The 16,356-nt window shown below is 38.8% G+C and carries 15 protein-coding genes and 1 pseudogene; 12 read left to right on the top strand and 4 right to left on the bottom strand.

Annotated features, from left to right (window positions below; translation table 11 throughout):
• Nucleotides 1-33: 33 nt before the first annotated feature.
• A pseudogene (gene arfB, locus LV83_RS05010) lies at nt 34-405 on the top strand (alternative ribosome rescue aminoacyl-tRNA hydrolase ArfB); the annotation flags it as partial.
• Between the two features lie 32 nt (nt 406-437).
• On the opposite strand, the gene LV83_RS05005 reads toward arfB, so the two are convergent.
• Nucleotides 438-812, bottom strand: coding sequence for a hypothetical protein (locus LV83_RS05005; protein WP_146613689.1), 375 nt, complete (start codon nt 810-812; stop codon nt 438-440).
• A 627-nt stretch (nt 813-1,439) separates the two neighbouring features.
• Here LV83_RS05005 and LV83_RS05000 point away from each other — a divergent pair.
• Together LV83_RS05000 and LV83_RS04995 are read left to right on the top strand one after the other, a co-directional pair.
• Nucleotides 1,440-2,690 (top strand): NAD(P)/FAD-dependent oxidoreductase, encoded by a 1,251-nt coding sequence (locus tag LV83_RS05000; protein WP_111610434.1) that lies wholly within the window; start codon nt 1,440-1,442, stop codon nt 2,688-2,690.
• 87 nt (nt 2,691-2,777) lie between these two features.
• The gene (locus LV83_RS04995; RefSeq protein WP_111610433.1) at nt 2,778-3,119 is read left to right on the top strand and encodes a zinc ribbon domain-containing protein YjdM; all 342 of its coding nucleotides are present in this window, start codon (nt 2,778-2,780) and stop codon (nt 3,117-3,119) included.
• Nucleotides 3,120-3,179: 60 nt separating this feature from the next.
• Here the strand turns inward: LV83_RS04995 and LV83_RS04990 are convergent, their stop codons facing one another.
• Together LV83_RS04990 and LV83_RS04985 are read right to left on the bottom strand one after the other, a co-directional pair.
• Entirely contained in the window at nt 3,180-4,364 is a 1,185-nt protein-coding gene (locus tag LV83_RS04990) for a retropepsin-like aspartic protease (protein ID WP_111610432.1), read from the bottom strand.
• Between the two features lie 84 nt (nt 4,365-4,448).
• The gene (locus LV83_RS04985) at nt 4,449-5,375 is read right to left on the bottom strand and encodes a ThuA domain-containing protein (protein ID WP_111610431.1); all 927 of its coding nucleotides are present in this window, start codon (nt 5,373-5,375) and stop codon (nt 4,449-4,451) included.
• 80 nt (nt 5,376-5,455) lie between these two features.
• On the opposite strand from LV83_RS04985, the gene LV83_RS04980 reads away from it, so the two are divergent.
• The 5 genes from LV83_RS04980 (at nt 5,456) to LV83_RS04960 (ending at nt 11,836) form a co-directional block, all read left to right on the top strand.
• Nucleotides 5,456-6,424, top strand: coding sequence for a DUF6807 domain-containing protein (locus tag LV83_RS04980; RefSeq protein ID WP_111610430.1), 969 nt, complete (start codon nt 5,456-5,458; stop codon nt 6,422-6,424).
• Nucleotides 6,425-6,609: 185 nt separating this feature from the next.
• Entirely contained in the window at nt 6,610-7,980 is a 1,371-nt protein-coding gene (locus LV83_RS04975) for a Gfo/Idh/MocA family protein (RefSeq protein WP_111610429.1), read from the top strand.
• Between the two features lie 9 nt (nt 7,981-7,989).
• The gene (locus LV83_RS04970; protein ID WP_394335793.1) at nt 7,990-9,363 is read left to right on the top strand and encodes a putative oxidoreductase C-terminal domain-containing protein; all 1,374 of its coding nucleotides are present in this window, start codon (nt 7,990-7,992) and stop codon (nt 9,361-9,363) included.
• A gap of 54 nt (nt 9,364-9,417) precedes the next feature.
• Nucleotides 9,418-10,824 carry a Rossmann-fold NAD(P)-binding domain-containing protein gene (locus LV83_RS04965; protein ID WP_111610428.1) on the top strand — a complete coding sequence of 469 codons (1,407 nt, stop codon included), beginning with the start codon at nt 9,418-9,420 and terminating at the stop codon, nt 10,822-10,824.
• Nucleotides 10,825-10,882: 58 nt separating this feature from the next.
• Complete coding sequence (locus LV83_RS04960) at nt 10,883-11,836, top strand: aldo/keto reductase (protein ID WP_111610427.1); 954 nt, start codon at nt 10,883-10,885, stop codon at nt 11,834-11,836.
• 72 nt (nt 11,837-11,908) lie between these two features.
• Here LV83_RS04960 and trpF read toward each other — a convergent pair whose 3' ends face one another.
• Nucleotides 11,909-12,529, bottom strand: a complete 621-nt coding sequence (gene trpF, locus LV83_RS04955) for a phosphoribosylanthranilate isomerase (protein ID WP_111610426.1) — start codon at nt 12,527-12,529, stop codon at nt 11,909-11,911.
• A 130-nt stretch (nt 12,530-12,659) separates the two neighbouring features.
• On the opposite strand from trpF, the gene LV83_RS04950 reads away from it, so the two are divergent.
• The 4 genes from LV83_RS04950 to LV83_RS04935 all read left to right on the top strand — a co-directional run bounded on the left by LV83_RS04950 (nt 12,660) and on the right by LV83_RS04935 (nt 16,303).
• The gene (locus LV83_RS04950; protein WP_111610425.1) at nt 12,660-13,319 is read left to right on the top strand and encodes a hypothetical protein; all 660 of its coding nucleotides are present in this window, start codon (nt 12,660-12,662) and stop codon (nt 13,317-13,319) included.
• Nucleotides 13,306-14,970: a S8 family serine peptidase gene (locus LV83_RS04945; RefSeq protein WP_111610424.1), complete on the top strand. Its 1,665-nt coding sequence runs from the start codon at nt 13,306-13,308 to the stop codon at nt 14,968-14,970. The genes LV83_RS04950 and LV83_RS04945 overlap by 14 nt, the downstream gene beginning before the upstream one ends.
• A 50-nt stretch (nt 14,971-15,020) precedes the next feature.
• Entirely contained in the window at nt 15,021-15,680 is a 660-nt protein-coding gene (rpe, locus tag LV83_RS04940; protein ID WP_111610423.1) for a ribulose-phosphate 3-epimerase, read from the top strand.
• Between the two features lie 113 nt (nt 15,681-15,793).
• On the top strand, nt 15,794-16,303 hold the full coding sequence (locus tag LV83_RS04935; RefSeq protein WP_111610533.1) for a hypothetical protein: 510 nt from the start codon (nt 15,794-15,796) through the stop codon (nt 16,301-16,303).
• Nucleotides 16,304-16,356 lie beyond the last annotated feature (53 nt).

Genomic DNA, 16,356 nt, shown 5'->3' with positions numbered 1-16,356 from the left:
GAACGAATAAAACGAGGGGACTTCCTTGGTGAGCTTCAGTTTCTAACCTCCAGAAGCGGAGGAGCGGGAGGGCAAAACGTCAATAAAGTCGAAACCAAAGTCCAGTTAAAGTTCGATATCCCTAATTCTGGACTTTTAAGTGTAGAAGAAAAGGCAATGTTATTAGAGAAGTTGCGTACAAAAACTGACCAAGAAGGTGTGCTCCAACTCCAATCTCAGGAAAAGCGCTCTCAGATTCAGAATAAGGAACTCGTGATCAGAAAGTTTGAGGACCTGTTACGCAAAGCATTTTTTAAGAAACGCGTAAGAAAAGCTACCAAACCTAAAAAAGGAGCAATAGAAAAACGGCTAAAGGCCAAGAAAAATCAAGCCGAAAAAAAGGCTAACAGAAGCTGGAAAGCTTAATGAAATTGACTTCTCCTACTGAACAAGACGAATTAGAATTTTTTAATTAATAGCGTATAGTTTTTTGTAGAATCAGGCTTATAGACCTGAATGGGATAATTCCCTGTTGGTTTCAAAATTCTCAAAGAATAAACCGGATCAGGATTAACGACTACTAAATTTTCGTCTTGTCTATATGGGAGGTTTTTATTTTCGATTGTGTTCTGAAAATCTTCTAAGTTTTTGAACTGCCTAAACTGAATTGCTTCAGATGATTTGCTTGAGCCTTGTGCAAGATCAAATTCAAGATCGCTTTCAAACGTTGGGAGATCTAAATTGAAATCGTAAATCTGTGAGCTTATACTTTGAGAAAATGCAGGAACTATGGTAGTTATAGTAAATACCATGTATAAAAATAACTTTTTCATTTTCAGCGATTTAAGTGGAGTTTTAGCCTTGCCTTAATACTTAGCTCATGACCCTACGCTACGGGGAATTACAGACTTTGGTTTCGATTAGTTTGATTTTGAGCTTTTAATGATCTAGTATGAGTTGCTTGATTTTTCAATAGTCAGCGTATTAATATTCTTTTAGGAGCATATTAGAAATTGATTTTCTTTTTGGATTAACTTTTAACTAGCTATTTATCAATCAATAACAAGGGTACTTTGAACGTGATATAGCAATGAATACTTAGTTCAATATGATTTTTTCCCAAACTCTAATCATTCCTGTTAGAACTATGAACAGGACTGTAAGAAGAGGTTTTATTTATTTTTAGTTTCGGTAACAAAACTGAGAAATGGACCGGTTTCCAAATTCAAGTCCTCTAAATATGAATACCGGTAGAGGCGGTTTATTGATAAAATTTAGTTCAATTTGCAGCTTCAAGCGAGCATAAAGAAGATCTTAATTTAAGATCAGGCAGTTATTACAAGATAGTTGGTGAAGGGTAATTTCTCATACTTCCAAACAATGCTTACTTGAGCGAGTTAAATTTGAATATCCTTACCAAAAGCTTTTTTTGTAAGTTTTTTATAAAAGAAATCTCATAGATGAAAGATCAAAAAATATTTATAGTTGGTGCGGGTGTAGCGGGGTTGGTTGCGGCGATTGAACTTGAAAAAGCGGGTTTTTCACCAGTTATATTGGAAGGAAGTGATAGCGTAGGAGGTAGAGTAAAAACAGACTTAGTAGATGGTTTTCTGTTAGACCATGGTTTTCAGGTTTTGTTGACGGCTTATCCAGAAGTGAAGAAATACCTAGATCTGTCGAAATTAAATCTTAAATATTTTGAACCGGGAGCGGTAATATTTGGAGAGAATGAAACCTTCATTATTTCTGATCCTTTGCGTAATCCGCTGAAAGTGGTCAGCATGGCTTTTTCTCATGTTGGAAGCTTTTTGGATAAGGTCAAAATGTTTAATCTAACTCAAATGCTAAAGAATAAATCGATTGAAGATATATTCAATGAGACTTCTACAACTACCCATAAATATTTAATTGATTACGGATTTTCGGATCAGATAATCTCTAACTTTTTCAAGCCTTTTTTTCGAGGGATATTTTTGGAAAAGGACTTAAAAACCTCCTCCAGAATGTTTGAGTTTGTGTTTAAAATGTTTTCTCAAGGACTAGGTGGCATACCGGAAAAAGGTATGATAGAGGTTCCAAACATGCTCAAAAAGCAATTGGCTAGGACAGAGTTTAGATTTAAGACCAAGGTTTCTGAGTTGGTTGGTAAAACTATTCAGCTTGAAAATGGCGAGACTTTGGAGGCTGATAGAATTATAGTAGCTACACAGCCAGATAAGTTCATGAAGCAGATGGAGGGGCAATTTGCACCTTCAAGGTCGGTGATTAACCTGTATTTTTCTCTGCATAAATCATTCATGAATAGAGCTATGCTGGGCTTGATTCCAGGGGAAAATCACCTGATTAATAACATGGTGTTTATGAGTGATGTATCGTCTGCTTATTCTACTACTGGCCGGGCATTGCTTTCTGTTTCGATTTTGGATTCTGATCTGAAAGAGAAGGAGTTGATCAAAGCAGTTCAGGCAGAGTTGGAGTCAATTTCTAGAATTAGTGCGGAATATTTCAAGTTTGTGAAGTCATATTATATCGAATATGCAATTCCTACTGTAGAAGATATGAAAGGCACTATTCCATTTACTGAAAGCAAGATTTCTGATCACGTATTTTTAGCTGGAGATTATTTATTGAATGGCTCAATCAATGCAGCTATGGCATCTGGACGAATTGCTGCTGAGGCGGTAGTTCATAGTTTTACGCCCGTTTATTGAGGTTCTGAGAATGTAGCTCTGCAGTGTAGCCCTACTTAGCAGATAGCTTTTTCTTCTCGGGTGAAGAAAATATTTTATCTTCGCCCCATGGAAAATACACCTCCTTGCCCTGCATGTCAGTCTCCTTACGGTTATGAATTAGATGGTAAATTGATTTGTCCGGAATGCAGTTTTGTGTGGACTTTGGAAAATTCTAATGATGAAGAACCTGAAGGACTAGTAGTTAAAGATGCGAACGGGACCATTTTGGCGGATGGCGACGCGGTGACCATCGTAAAAGATCTTCCGGTAAAAGGAGCTCCAAAACCAATCAAGGCTGGTACAAAAGTAAAAAGCATTCGTCTGGTGGAAGGGGATCACAATATCGACTGCAAAATCGATGGTTTTGGCTCTATGGCGTTGAAAAGTGAATTTGTGAAGAAAGCGTAGGGATTTGCGATTTTGGATAGTTGATTTTGGATTGCCGGGATAAACATATGTGTTTATTTATCAGTCATTCTCGGGTTCTTGGGCGGTGTAATTATAGATGATTTGTCCGTCTTCAGATTCGAATGTAAACTTTATGTTTTTTTGATTGTAAAATTCAATCCAATCCATAGTTTGCTGTTCGCATAGCGACATGGAGTCCAGTTTTATTCCGTTTGCTACACGTAATAGATGCCCTTTTTTCACCCCTGCTTTGTAGGCATTGGATGAATCTTTGACATGTAGTACTCTACCGTTTGATGTAAGGAAGTCAAGAGGACTTCGATAATCCAAAATAGCATCGGGATAGGGCTTGAAGTAGAAATCATCGTTGAGCAAGTCCAGGACAATTACTCCTTTCGCCAAAATTCCTGCACCGAGGATGGAGCTTTCATTCCAGGAATCAAAAGTGTTAACCACCGGATTCAAAAACTCATATTCGCTTATTTTTAGTTTTGGGATATGTACACGATAATTTATAGAATCATTTTGTGCCCCTATCAGACCTTTACTTTCATTGATGTAAATGGTGTCCAGTATGTTATTGGTATTTAAAATACTATCCTTTAAAAGCTTTTGAAGGGATGTATTGCTTAGCCTTAATAAGTCATTTAAAGCACCGGTATCAAATAGCACATTCTCGGAGAATGTAGAATCGGAATAATGAATATCAAGATGCGTCCTTTTTAAACCATGTTTGTAAGTTAGCGGAAGAGGAGAACCGAAATCTTCCTCTAAAAATGTAATAGCAGTAGCTACAGTCAGTTCACCTTTTCTGAGGTTTAATTTTATGACTTTACCATCAAAATACTCTAACCCTAAAATACCATCTATCTTAATATCGCAAAATTGGAAATTTTGAAGTGGCCTTAGAATTGCAACTTCTAAGTTCTTTTTGGATAGCTGATTTAACCTTAATTCAGGAAGGGTTGAGGTAGTGATTGTTGCAGTATTACCATAAAAATCCATCATCTGATAATTTCCAATAGAATCTAGTCCATGTTTATCCTTAAGCTCAGGTGAAACAATAGTACCGGCGCCTGTATCAAAGAAAAAATTATAGGTTTCCCCCTCGATCTCCATATCAAAAATTATGGAGTTTCTGATTACTTCAAAAGGAATTACCACCGGAACATTCCTCACATATTTGCTGTAAAAAAATGCAACAACAGCCATCAAGATTATAGCTACAAAAAGTCTTTTATTCATTAGTAAAAAATTAAAAAAGCAGTGAAAATAACCTATTGTGAGATTAGGTCCACTGCCTTTTGCAAACTGAAAACTGAATACTGTTTACTTACCAATAGGTGTTTCATCCACTTTTACATCCCCAGCTACATACTGAAGTGCATCAAGGAAGTAGGCTAGGATATCAGCATTTTCGAAGCTTTGCGCATTGTGTGAAGTAGAGATGTACATCGCTCTGCCTTTACCGTCTTTTCGGATCCAGGATACATAAGTTTTGCCTGAAGTCTTTTCTTGACCTTTACGCTGACCTTCAATCTCCGCATTGTTGAAGTACGTCAATGGATGAAAATCCAAGTCATCGTAAGCTCCTTTGTAGAAATAAGGCTCATCCACGTGATTGTATCCTTCGGCTGGTAGTGACTTGGTCAATGGGTGAGAAGGGTCTTCAATTCGTACCTGGAACGCCTGCTGCTTAGTATGATAGTCGAAGCTGCCTCCAGTAAGTTTGGAAAACTCCATAGAGTTATTTAGCATGGTATTTCCACCATGAACTACTAGAATTCCTCCTCCTTTTTTCACGTATTGGATGATGTTATTCTCCAATTCTTTTGCCTTTGCCCAAACGTCCACGCTATCCATGGAAGCATCTTCGCTGAATACATCGACAAACAGATTTCTGTATTTAGGCTTAGAATTGGTATTGTCAAATACGACAGCATCAAACTCCTTAAGCTTGTCTTTTTCCATCATGGCAACGTCTGTGCTGGTAGTTACATCAAATGCACCGCTTTTTTCTCCAAGAATTTCAATCATTGCTGCAGTGTGAGGATTTACCCAGTGCCAAAAGCCTGTATGCAGAGAAAACACTAAAATTTTCTTTTTCTTTTTGAATGGGAAGTTGGCTTTTTCTGGTGCCAAATCGGTGATTTTGTCTTTCCAGTCTTGATCCAACGGGATCTCTGTAGGGTTTTGTGCAAGAGCGAAATTTACACTGGCTAGGAAAACGATTCCGTAGATAATAATCTTCTTCATGGGGTAATTGGATGAACGGGTTAGTCGATAATTGAGAATTCTATATCTTTAAAATTCAATCCCAATAACCTGAATTTTATATGATATTCAAAAGAATTTTCTGCGTACCAGTGTTTTACCTATGTTTAATGGGGCTGGCGTATGGGCAAAAAGTAACGTTAAAAGAGGATGATAACGGAATTGATTTCGTGATTGGTAATCAGGCTGTTCTGACTTACCAAACAGCCACAGAAGACGTTCCTGAAGGCATTAAAAAAGATTTTGCAAAATCTGGTTTTATACATCCTTTAACATCACCATCGGGGCAAGTACTTACACGAATCCAACCAAAAGACCATTATCATCACTATGGAATTTGGGGTCCTTGGACTCGTGCTACTATCTCCGGTAGAGAGGTTGACTTCTGGAATTTAGGAGATGGTAAAGGAAGGGTAGATTTTGCCAAAGTACTTTCAAAAAAAGAAGCAGGTGGAGCAGCTGAACTAAACGTCAGGCAAAATCACATAGATCTTAAAGCTCCGGATTCTGAGCGAATCGCTATTGAAGAGGACCTGCGAATTAAAGTAAAACCAGCTGATAAAGGTCGATATATGGTAGATTACACCACTACAATCCAGACTAAAATACCTGGCGGAATTCTACTTGATGACTACCGCTATGGTGGTGGAATTGGATTCCGTGCTACAGAGAAATGGGGAAAGAACAATAGCACCATTCTCACTTCAGAAGGAGATGCCCGCAAGACTGCAGATGGTACTAATGCTAAATGGATCATCGTACAAGGCAAAACGGATGATGTCTCAGGAGAAAGCGGAATTCTTTTCCTAAGTCATAATACTAACAAAGCCTTTCCTGAACCTCTTCGTGTTTGGCCTGAAGACCAATATAATGGCGAAGGAAATGTATTTATCGAGTTCACTCCGATCCGACATGAATCTTGGGAGATTAAGCCTAATCAGCGGTATTCGTTGAAATATAGAATGATTGTTTACGATGGAAAAATGACTGCTGAAGAAGCAGAATCCTATTGGAGAGCATTTGTCAAGTAATTGGGAAAGTAATCAGTAAATCCTTTATTCACAGTTTGGAATTAAGCTTTTACTTCGAATTAGAAAATAAAACACTCGCATCAATAACCCCTATGAAATATGAAATCAAACAGCTACAAATAGTCACAAACAAGTATGATTATTCGATCCTGCGAGATTCCATATAACCTTTAAAAAATAACCTTATGAAAAGAAGAGAATTTATTAAGAACAGCGCCCTAGCAAGTGCAGCGATCGGATTTCCAACGATTGTTCCTGCTTCAGTTTTCGGAAAAAATGCCCCTAGTAATCAGATAAATATTGGTCAAATCGGTTGTGGTAGAATTGCACGTGACCACGATTTACCTGGAGTAATGCAGCATGACATTGCAAGAGTTATTGCAGTTTCCGATTTGGATAGCAACCGTATGGCTGATGGGAAAAAACTAGTTGAAGAATATTACACCAAAAAAATGGGCAAAGCCTATTTGGACGTGAAACAATACGGCGACTACAAGGACATGCTCTTGAATAAGGATATAGATGCGATAGTAATCAGTACTCCGGATCATTGGCATTCACAGCCGGCAATGGAAGCTTCATTGGCTGGTAAACATGTCTACGTACAAAAGCCAACTTCACTTACGATCAAAGAAGGAAGACAACTAGTAAATGCAGTAAAAAAATCAGGTACCGTATTGCAATTAGGTACTCAGCAGCGATCCAGCGAGCAATTTAGAATTGCAGCGGAGCTAGTTAGAAATGGTAGAATAGGTAGACTTCATACGGTGAAAGTTGGTCTGCCTGGAGATCCAGCAGGTCCTGAGGCTGCTCCAATGCCAATTCCTTCTAATTTGAATTACGATATGTGGTTAGGTTCTACTCCGGAGGTGCCGTACACAGAGATAGGAGTTCACCCAGTAACTGGCTATGGCAGACCAGGATGGTTGAGAAGAGAGCAGTTTGGTGCTGGGATGATCACCGGTTGGGGGCAACACCACTATGATTCTGCAGCTTGGGGAATGGATACTGAATTAACTGGCCCTAGATTTATTCAGGCCGTAGCGGAATTTCCACAGTCAGGTCTTTGGGATGTGCATGGAGATTTTTATGCAAAAGCTGAATACGACAATGGTATTACTATGTATACTGGCGGTGGATATCCAAATGGTATTCGATATGAAGGTACGGAAGGATGGATTTGGGTCTCAAGAGGTTCTTATGTCGCTTCTACTTCCGATCCTGTGGCGCAAGGGCGAAGTGCAAGAGCTTTGGATGCTTCAGATCCAAAAATTTTGCAATCAGTAATTGGTCCAGATGAGATTCAATTGATCCGAAGTGACGAGCATCATGGCAATTGGCTTGGAGCAATTCAGGGAAATAACGAATTGCTTTCCCCAGTAGAGATAGGCCACCGTTCTTGTTCGGTTTGTTTATTGACACACATTTCCATGAAGTTGGGAAGAAAATTAGAGTGGGATGCTAGCATCGAGAAGTTTGTCAATGATGATGAGGCTAATTCTATGTTGGAGAGACCTCAGCGAGCGCCTTATGGCACTAATTATGTAAAAATCTAAAAAGCTAATATTTTGAAAAACACTGCTATAGCAGCTCTTGCGGTAGGGATTTTGTTTTCCTGCGAAAATAAAGAAACTGTGACTGAAGCTCCTGAATCAACAGCTGAGATTACGATAATGTCCCTTGATCCGGGACATTTTCATGCTGGCTTGATTCACAAATCAATGTATCCACAAGTGGATTCTACCGTTTATGTTTTTGCTCCGGAAGGACCAGAACTGAAAGATTATATGAATCGGCTTTCTGGCTACAACAATCGGGAAGAGGATCCAACTGCCTGGAGTTTACAGGTAAGTACTGGGGAGGATTATTTGGAGAAAATGATCTCGACTAAGCCGGGAAATGTGATGATGGTAGCGGGGAAAAATGATCGTAAGATTGATTACATCTCTGCAGCTATCTCCAATGGGATCAATGTATATGCAGATAAACCTCTGGTGATTAATAAGGATGGATTCAAAAAGCTGCTTAATGCTTTTGATGAAGCAGCTCAAAAGGATTTGTTACTGTATGATATCATGACAGAGCGCTTTGAGATCAGTACGATTTTGCAAAAAGAGCTAAGTATGGATACAGCCGTTTTTGGGGAATTGGAAAAAGGTACACTCGAAAATCCAGCAATCACCAAGGAGTCAGTGCACCATTTCTTCAAATATGTATCGGGAAATCCTCTGGTAAGGCCAGATTGGTTTTTTGATACAGACATAGAAGGAACAGGGATCGTTGATGTGACTACTCATTTGGTGGATTTGATTCAATGGGAGGCTTTTCCTGGAGTGACTTTGGATACAAGTGATGTGGAAATGCAAACAGCCAAGCTGTGGTCAACTGATTTGGATTTGGAGCAATTTAAATTGGTAACTGGTAAAGCTGAATTCCCAGATTTTCTTCAGAAAAACGTCGCTGACAATAAGCTGAGTGTAAATAGCAATGGGGAAATGAATTACACCTTGAAAGGTGTTCATTCTAAAGTAAGTGTGATCTGGAATTTTCAGGCACCAGAAGGTGCTGCCGATACGCATTACAGTATGATGCGAGGTACAAAAGCTAACCTGGTAATCCAGCAAGGTGCGAAAGAGAATTATGTCGCCACCTTGTATGTGGAATTATTGGATGGTCAGGATGATGCTTTGACTAACTTGGTAAAAGAGAAACTTCAGGATCGTTTTCCTGGATTGGATCTAGAGAAAATCAGCAGCGGTAATTACAAGGTGATCATCCCTGAGAAGTATCATAATGGTCATGAAGCGCATTTTGCTCAGGTAACTGAGAAGTATTTGGACTATTTCACCAATAAGAATATGCCTGAATGGGAAGTGCCAAATATGATAGTCAAATACTTCACTACGACTGAAGCTTTGGAAATAGCCGAAGAAAAATAAACTTATCCTGAACAGGACCATCAATTAATAGGTTGGTTAGTTAAGCTCTCAATTATGGAATTAACTAATCAACCTATTTCTGTTTCAAAACCAACTGTCGCAATTGCTGGTGCAGGGGGATATGTGGGCCGCTGGTTCATTTACCATTTCCGCCACAAATACAATATTATTGCCCTTAGTAGAAAAGAGGTAAAAGACAATCCTTACCCGGAAGTGACTTGGAAGCAAGTGGAATTGTATTCAATTTCAAACACCACCCAAGTGCTGAATGGGGTAGATGTTGCGATCTATCTAGTGCATTCAATGAATGCTTCTACTCGTCTAAATCAAGGGAGTTTTGAAGATACAGATTTGCTACTTGCAGATAATTTTAGCCGTGCGGCTCATTTAAACAAAGTAAAGCAGATTATCTATTTGGGAGGTTTGCTGCCAAAAGAAACTGGCGAAAGTCTATCCAGACATCTAAGAAGTCGCCTAGAGGTTGAACAAACCCTAGGTTCCAGATCTGCAAAGCTTACGGCTATCCGTGCTTCGATTATTGTAGGACCAGGAGGTTCTTCTTTTGATATGATCAAGAATCTGGTAACGAATTTACCTGTTCTTATGTGTCCACAGTGGACAGAATCCTTGACTCAACCCATTTCTTTGAGAGATACTTTAGATATTATTGATACCTGTGTCGGAAATGAGAATGTATTTGGTGAAGCGATAGAAATTGGAAACCCAGAAGTGATTTCTTATCGAAAAATGCTAGAATTGACTGCCGTACAGCTTGGGAAAAAGCGTTTGGTGTTTTCTGTTCCAGTGTTCTCTTTAGGGCTTTCTAAGCTTTGGGTAGGCTTTTTTGGAGAATCTCCACCTCAATTGGTTTCTCCATTAGTGGAAAGCTTAAAGCATACGTTAACTGTTTCTGAAGAATTGAAATTTCAAGAGAAGCATATTGATTACCTGACTTATACAGAGTCAGTCAGAGCAGCGTTAGATTCTGATATCGAGCTTAAAAGTCCAAGCTTTTATCCTCTGGACAAAGTAAAGAACACAGTGAGAAGTATACAGCGCATGGCTAATACCCATGGAGATACAGCGACTTGGGTTGCCCAGCGTTATAATATCTGGCTGCCCTCATTCTTTAAGTTCTGGATCAATGGAGAAATGCTCGAAAGTGGCGAGATTGTGTTTTATCTATTGTGGACCAAAAAGCCTATGCTGCAGCTGACCATGATCCCAGATAGAAGTGAAGAAAGTCGACAGTTGTTTTATATTTCAGGTGGCTGGCTGGTGAAGCGCTTTGATCATGGCTGGTTGGAATTTCGGGGAGTTTTGGATAATAAATATATTATTTCAGCCATTCATGAGTTTGTCCCAAGACTTCCTTGGCTGATTTATGTGAATACCCAAGCTAAAATTCATCTATGGGTGATGAATAGATTTAGAAAATATTTAAAGAATCGAGTGAATTAAATGCATGGCTTTTCGTGTTAGTATTCACCTACACCATAATCTAAATTTTTAAAATCATATGAAAAACTTAAGCTTTAAAAACGGAGACAAACTCCCAATAATCGGATTAGGAACTTGGAAAAGTAAGCCTGGAGAAGTAAGCCAGGCTGTTTACTGGGCAATAGAAGCTGGTTACAGACATATAGATTGCGCGGCCGTTTACCAAAATGAAAATGAAGTGGGAGAGGGGATTGCAAAGGCAATTTCTGAAGGATTAGTAAAGCGAGAGGAGCTTTTCGTGACTTCCAAACTTTGGAATAATTCCCATAAAAAAGAACAGGTTTTGCCTGCTTTGCAAAAGACACTTTCCGATCTCAAATTGGATTATGTGGATTTATACCTGATACATTGGCCAATAGCTTTTAAAGCTGGAGTTGGCTTTCCAAAAGAAAGAGAGGACTTTTATACCTACGATGAGGTCTCCATCGCTGAGACTTGGGTAGCTATGCAAGTGGTGAAGGAAATGGGATATGCCAAACACATCGGCGTCTCAAATTTCAATCAGGAAAAACTCAAAGAATTGGTGAAACTTGGCGGTCAGCTGCCTGAAATGAATCAAGTAGAGATGCAGCCTTATTTGCCACAGGATGGATTGGTTGAGTATTGTATTGAGCATGGAATTTTAATGACTGCATATTCTCCGCTGGGATCACCTGATTCTAGGGCAGAAAAACATGAAAATGATCCGAAATTATTGGTTGATCCAGTAGTAAAAGAGATTGCCGATAAACATAAAGTAGGCGCGGGTCAAATTCTAATTGCCTGGTCAATTGCAAGAGATATTGCTGTAATACCCAAATCCGTGAATAAGGATAGGATAAAAGGAAATTTGGCAGCTGCCAAAATTAAATTGGATGACCATGATTTGATGGAGTTAAGAGACATTGGGGTTAGCCATCGGTTTATTGATGGATCATTTTTCACAGGAGATAACAGTCCTTATGAACCTTCAGACTTATTTGACACAGTATAGTAAATGAGAATTTAGCATAAAAAAGGCTATTGGTTTGTTCCAATAGCCTTTTTCTTGAAATAGCTTTTTTACTTAATCGTCTACTTCTAACGCCTCAAGTATATCCGCCAGTTCATCAAAATCCTTAAGTCCTGGTTTGATTTCTTTTCCGCCAGTTAGAGAAATTCCATAAATCCCTAGTTCAGCGATAAGTTTTTGCACATTTTCTGCCGTAATTCCTACGCCTAAAATAACCCGGCAATTATCACTTAAAAGTTTTATCGCTTCCTTATCCTCCTCGTTGAGCTCTTCATGCATCGAGGTGACATGAAAAATGATTCCTAACGTATTGAGTTTTTCTGCAACTTCTATTTCTATATGTCGGACGTCCTCTAAATCCATCTTATAAATCAATCCCAAGCCCTTGCCCTCCAGATTAACTAAAGACTCTATTCTGTCATGCTCAATCCACTTTATTGTAGGGTAATTTTCTAAAGTGTGTAGGACTTTGTCTGACTCGTAGCTTTGAAATTCTCCGACAAACTCAAGTCCAGAAACCCAGCCTGTGATTTCATTATAAAGAGTAGAATTAATGAATTTTTCAGATTCTTCTTCCAAAGAAAAACCTAATAAATCCACGTACATTCCCGCGCAATACCTAGCATCCGAAAGATTAGTGATGCCGCTTATTTTTACAAAAGTGCTTAGAGCCATGATTCGATTTTTTGAAGCCGCTAAGTTAAACAGGATGATTGGCTAGAAAAAAGTAAATCGGAAATGTATGCCCTCGGACTTAGCCTATCTTTAGGAAAATACTAGTATTTTTAGTCATTGAAAAGTAAATATGAAAAGAAAGCTACCGCTTGTTTTATTACTTCTACTTACCCTTTTTACTTCTTGTGACCGAGAATTAGAAGACTCACAAGCGGATCTGGGCTATGACTTTCAACCGCTGGAAGTTGGATTGTTTTGGGTCTATGAAGTAGATCAGACAATCTATTTTGGTGAAAATGATTCGGAACAGGAGCTGTTTTTTTATAAAGATCGGATTCGCAGCTTTTACACTAATGCTGAAGGAGAACTGGTATTTATTGTAAATCGAACCAAATCTTTCGATGAGATTACTTGGACTAAAGTTTTGGAATATACCCTCATTCAAAGAGACCTTTCCTTGGTGCGTACAATAGAAAACCAACCATTAGTTGCCTTAGTTTTTCCTCCAAAAGATGGGAAAGTTTGGAATGGAAATATCTACAGAGATGAGGTTGCCGATGATTTTGAGTTAATTAATTCCGGGAATTCCATTCGCGTCAATCAAGAAGATAGTGACGATGAAGTAACTTATAGAGATATTCGGTTTGAGATTTATGATCTGGGTGTAGGCTTGGTGGAAAAGTACGATGAGGTCTTAACTTATTGTTCCAGAAATGATTGTCTAGGTGATAAGCTGATTGATTCAGGTTTTAAGGTTCAAATGAAATTGACCGATTATGGAAAGGATTAAACTTTTAGTATTTATTCTACTTGGAATGGCTTTTTCCGGCACTTTGGCTGCGCAAGATCGCTATGCTGTGTTTTATAAGTACAAACCGCAAGAGAGTCTTTCACTAGATAGACCAAGTGAATTCCTTTCTCAGAAAGCATTGAGCCGAAGAAGTAAAGAAGGAGTGGCACCCGATAGTTTGGATTTACCTGTTTCTCAGAAATACGTGGATGCTGTATTTGACAAGGCTAACTATATTCTCTATTCAAGCAAATGGTTTAATGCTACTTTATTGGTAACTGATGCAAGTAATGTTATAGAGATTGAGGCCCTAGCCTTTGTAGATCGGGTTGAGTTGGTTGGGAGAGGGTTTATCCCAAATCCTAATGCCCGAATAGGAAAAAGGATTTATGCATCGGTAACAAATCGAAATTGTCCACCTGTTGCCGAAAGTGCTCGAGTTTTGGCCACCGATGAAGAGAGTTACGATTTTCAAAACAACTTACTAGGCATAGATAAAATGCATGAGGAAGGATTTACAGGTAAAGGAGTTACGATTGCTGTCTTTGATGCTGGGTTTCCTGGAGCACAAGCAGCCAGTCCCCTTGCACATTTGCAAAGCAATGGACAGATTATCTCAACAAAGGATTTTGTGAGGCCCTGGAATGAAAATGTATATGCTGATAATCAGCATGGCACGAATGTACTTTCTTTGATAGCTTCCAAAGAACCAGGAAAAATGCTAGCAGGAGCTCCTGATGCGGATTATATTCTCTCCATGACAGAAGAAGTAGCTACTGAATATTGGGTAGAAGAGTACAATTGGGTACGAGCAGCTGAGTATGCAGATAGTCTAGGAACGGATATTATCAGTAGCTCTCTTGGATATTGGGATTTTGATGATCTTGATATGAATTATACGCTGGAGGATTTGGATGGAGAGACTACTATAATAGCAAAAGGAGCTACTATAGCTGCAAATAAGGGGATTCTGGTAGTGAATAGTGCTGGAAATTATGGTCCTGGCGCATCCACACTTACTTCGCCCGCCGATGCCAAAGGAATATTGGCTGTAGGGTCCGTGAATAGTGAGTTGCAGGTTTCAGGATTTAGCTCTCGTGGTCCAACAGGCGATGGGAGAATTAAACCAGATCTAGCTGCTTTTGGTCAGGGTACAGCTCTCATAAGATCGAATGGAGAAGTTGGCTTTTCTAACGGAACTTCTTTCTCAGCCCCTCAAATTTCGGCTCTAGCAGCCGGACTTTGGGAAGCTAAGCCGGAATGGACAAAGGATCAATTAATTGAAGCTTTGTTGAATAGTGGGACTCAAGCTGATGATCCTGATAATCAATTAGGCTATGGTATTCCTAATTTCTTTAGAGCATACTATGGTGAAATTCTTAGCGTGGAGGAAAATGAAGAGACTTTAGCTTGGAGTGTATTTCCTAATCCTTTACTTGGAGATCAATTAACTATTTATTTTGGAAGCAGCTTAAGTGCAGAATTTACATTGATTGACCTGAATGGTAGAGCTTTAGAGAATGAAACCCTAAATAGAGCAAGCCTAAAAGATCCTTTTCAGATTCTATTGCAGGGAATTAAGCCAGGATTTTACGTGATTCAGATGCAAGATGGAGCTTTGATCAAGCAAAGCAAACTCATTAAACAATAGAAATAAGTTGATCCATACCTTGCCCTTTTTACAATATTAAAACAAAACAGATGTCGCCATTAATTGCCCCATCCATACTAGCAGCAGATTTTGCAAATATTCAAAAAGAAGTAGAAATTCTAAACTCTTCGGAAGCGGATTACATACACGTAGATATAATGGATGGTGTATTTGTTCCAAATATTTCCTTTGGAATTCCAGTCACTGAAGCAATTCATAAACACGCCAAGAAACCATTAGATGTACATTTGATGATCGTAAATCCCGATAATTATTTGGAGGCTTTCAGAAATGCAGGGGCGGAAGTGATTTCAGTACATTATGAAGCTTGCCCGCATTTGCATAGAACGGTACAAGCTATTCATAGTCTTGGTGCGAAAGCAGGAGTTGCCATCAATCCTCATACGCCGGTAGAACTTTTGTCGGATGTGATTCAGGATATCGATTTAGTATGTATGATGTCTGTTAATCCAGGCTTTGGAGGACAGAAGTTTATAGAAAACACCTATTCAAAAGTGTCCCGCTTAAAGGATTTGATCCTAGCTAAAGGAGCAGTAACAAAAATCGAAATTGATGGGGGAGTAAATCTGATTAACGCGCCAAAATTGATGACCGCTGGAGCTGATATATTAGTTGCTGGAAGTTTTGTTTTTAGTTCAGATGATCCAATTCAAACTATCCATCAACTAAAGAGGATTGAGATGGTTTGACATTCTGATCAACCATTTATCATAAAATATCTTAAAAAGGCCACTGAATTCTTGATTTTTTAGCTTTTGAGCATTTTATTGAGGATTATACAGAAATTAAAATCACAATGATTATGAAAAAAGTATTGCTTTTCGGAGCGTTATTCGCGTTCCTAGGGCTTGCTGCTTACGCACAAGAGGAGGAGAAAGTCACAGATGAAGACTTGACTAAATATGCAAATGTAGAGGTGACATTTGATAATTATGTAAATTCAAAAACGGAAGAATTGAAGGCTATGATCTTGGAGAATGAGATTTTTCAAGGTGGAGCAAGATATAATGAAATTAAGGCTGCTTGGGGAGACGAGGCTAAGATGACAGAGGCAAACGTCACTGATGAAGAAAAAGCTGCTTTCGAAGAAGTTAAAGAATTTCAGGGATCACTTCAGGGCGTTTTGAAAGAATATAAAACTGGTCTGATCATGGATGAGGAGATCTTGGGAGCTGGTACCTACAATAAAGTATTGGCAGCGACAAAAGAAGACCCAGCTATTCAGGAGAAATTGGATACAATGATCGCCGAGATGAAGGCAAAACAAGAAGCTGAGAAAGAAGACACAGAAGAGCCAACTGACGGAAAATAAGAATTTATTCAAGTTAATATGAAGATGCCTCCTAATTGGGAGGCATTTTTTTT

The organism is Algoriphagus yeomjeoni (assembly GCF_003259505.1).
Classification (GTDB): domain Bacteria; phylum Bacteroidota; class Bacteroidia; order Cytophagales; family Cyclobacteriaceae; genus Algoriphagus; species Algoriphagus yeomjeoni.
The sequence above is the reverse complement of the archived record's forward strand: the minus strand, read 5'-3'. Positions and strand labels throughout refer to the sequence as shown.

Bases quoted from the DNA above. Each gene is read 5' to 3' on its own strand.
- LV83_RS05005 (WP_146613689.1), bottom strand. From the start codon at position 812: ATGAAAAAGTTATTTTTATACATGGTATTTACTATAACTACCATAGTT.
- LV83_RS05000 (WP_111610434.1), top strand. From the start codon at position 1,440: ATGAAAGATCAAAAAATATTTATAGTTGGTGCGGGTGTAGCGGGGTTG.
- LV83_RS04995 (WP_111610433.1), top strand. From the start codon at position 2,778: ATGGAAAATACACCTCCTTGCCCTGCATGTCAGTCTCCTTACGGTTAT.
- LV83_RS04990 (WP_111610432.1), bottom strand. From the start codon at position 4,364: ATGAATAAAAGACTTTTTGTAGCTATAATCTTGATGGCTGTTGTTGCA.
- LV83_RS04985 (WP_111610431.1), bottom strand. From the start codon at position 5,375: ATGAAGAAGATTATTATCTACGGAATCGTTTTCCTAGCCAGTGTAAAT.
- LV83_RS04980 (WP_111610430.1), top strand. From the start codon at position 5,456: ATGATATTCAAAAGAATTTTCTGCGTACCAGTGTTTTACCTATGTTTA.
- LV83_RS04975 (WP_111610429.1), top strand. From the start codon at position 6,610: ATGAAAAGAAGAGAATTTATTAAGAACAGCGCCCTAGCAAGTGCAGCG.
- LV83_RS04965 (WP_111610428.1), top strand. From the start codon at position 9,418: ATGGAATTAACTAATCAACCTATTTCTGTTTCAAAACCAACTGTCGCA.
- LV83_RS04960 (WP_111610427.1), top strand. From the start codon at position 10,883: ATGAAAAACTTAAGCTTTAAAAACGGAGACAAACTCCCAATAATCGGA.
- trpF (WP_111610426.1), bottom strand. From the start codon at position 12,529: ATGGCTCTAAGCACTTTTGTAAAAATAAGCGGCATCACTAATCTTTCG.
- LV83_RS04950 (WP_111610425.1), top strand. From the start codon at position 12,660: ATGAAAAGAAAGCTACCGCTTGTTTTATTACTTCTACTTACCCTTTTT.
- LV83_RS04945 (WP_111610424.1), top strand. From the start codon at position 13,306: ATGGAAAGGATTAAACTTTTAGTATTTATTCTACTTGGAATGGCTTTT.
- rpe (WP_111610423.1), top strand. From the start codon at position 15,021: ATGTCGCCATTAATTGCCCCATCCATACTAGCAGCAGATTTTGCAAAT.
- LV83_RS04935 (WP_111610533.1), top strand. From the start codon at position 15,794: ATGAAAAAAGTATTGCTTTTCGGAGCGTTATTCGCGTTCCTAGGGCTT.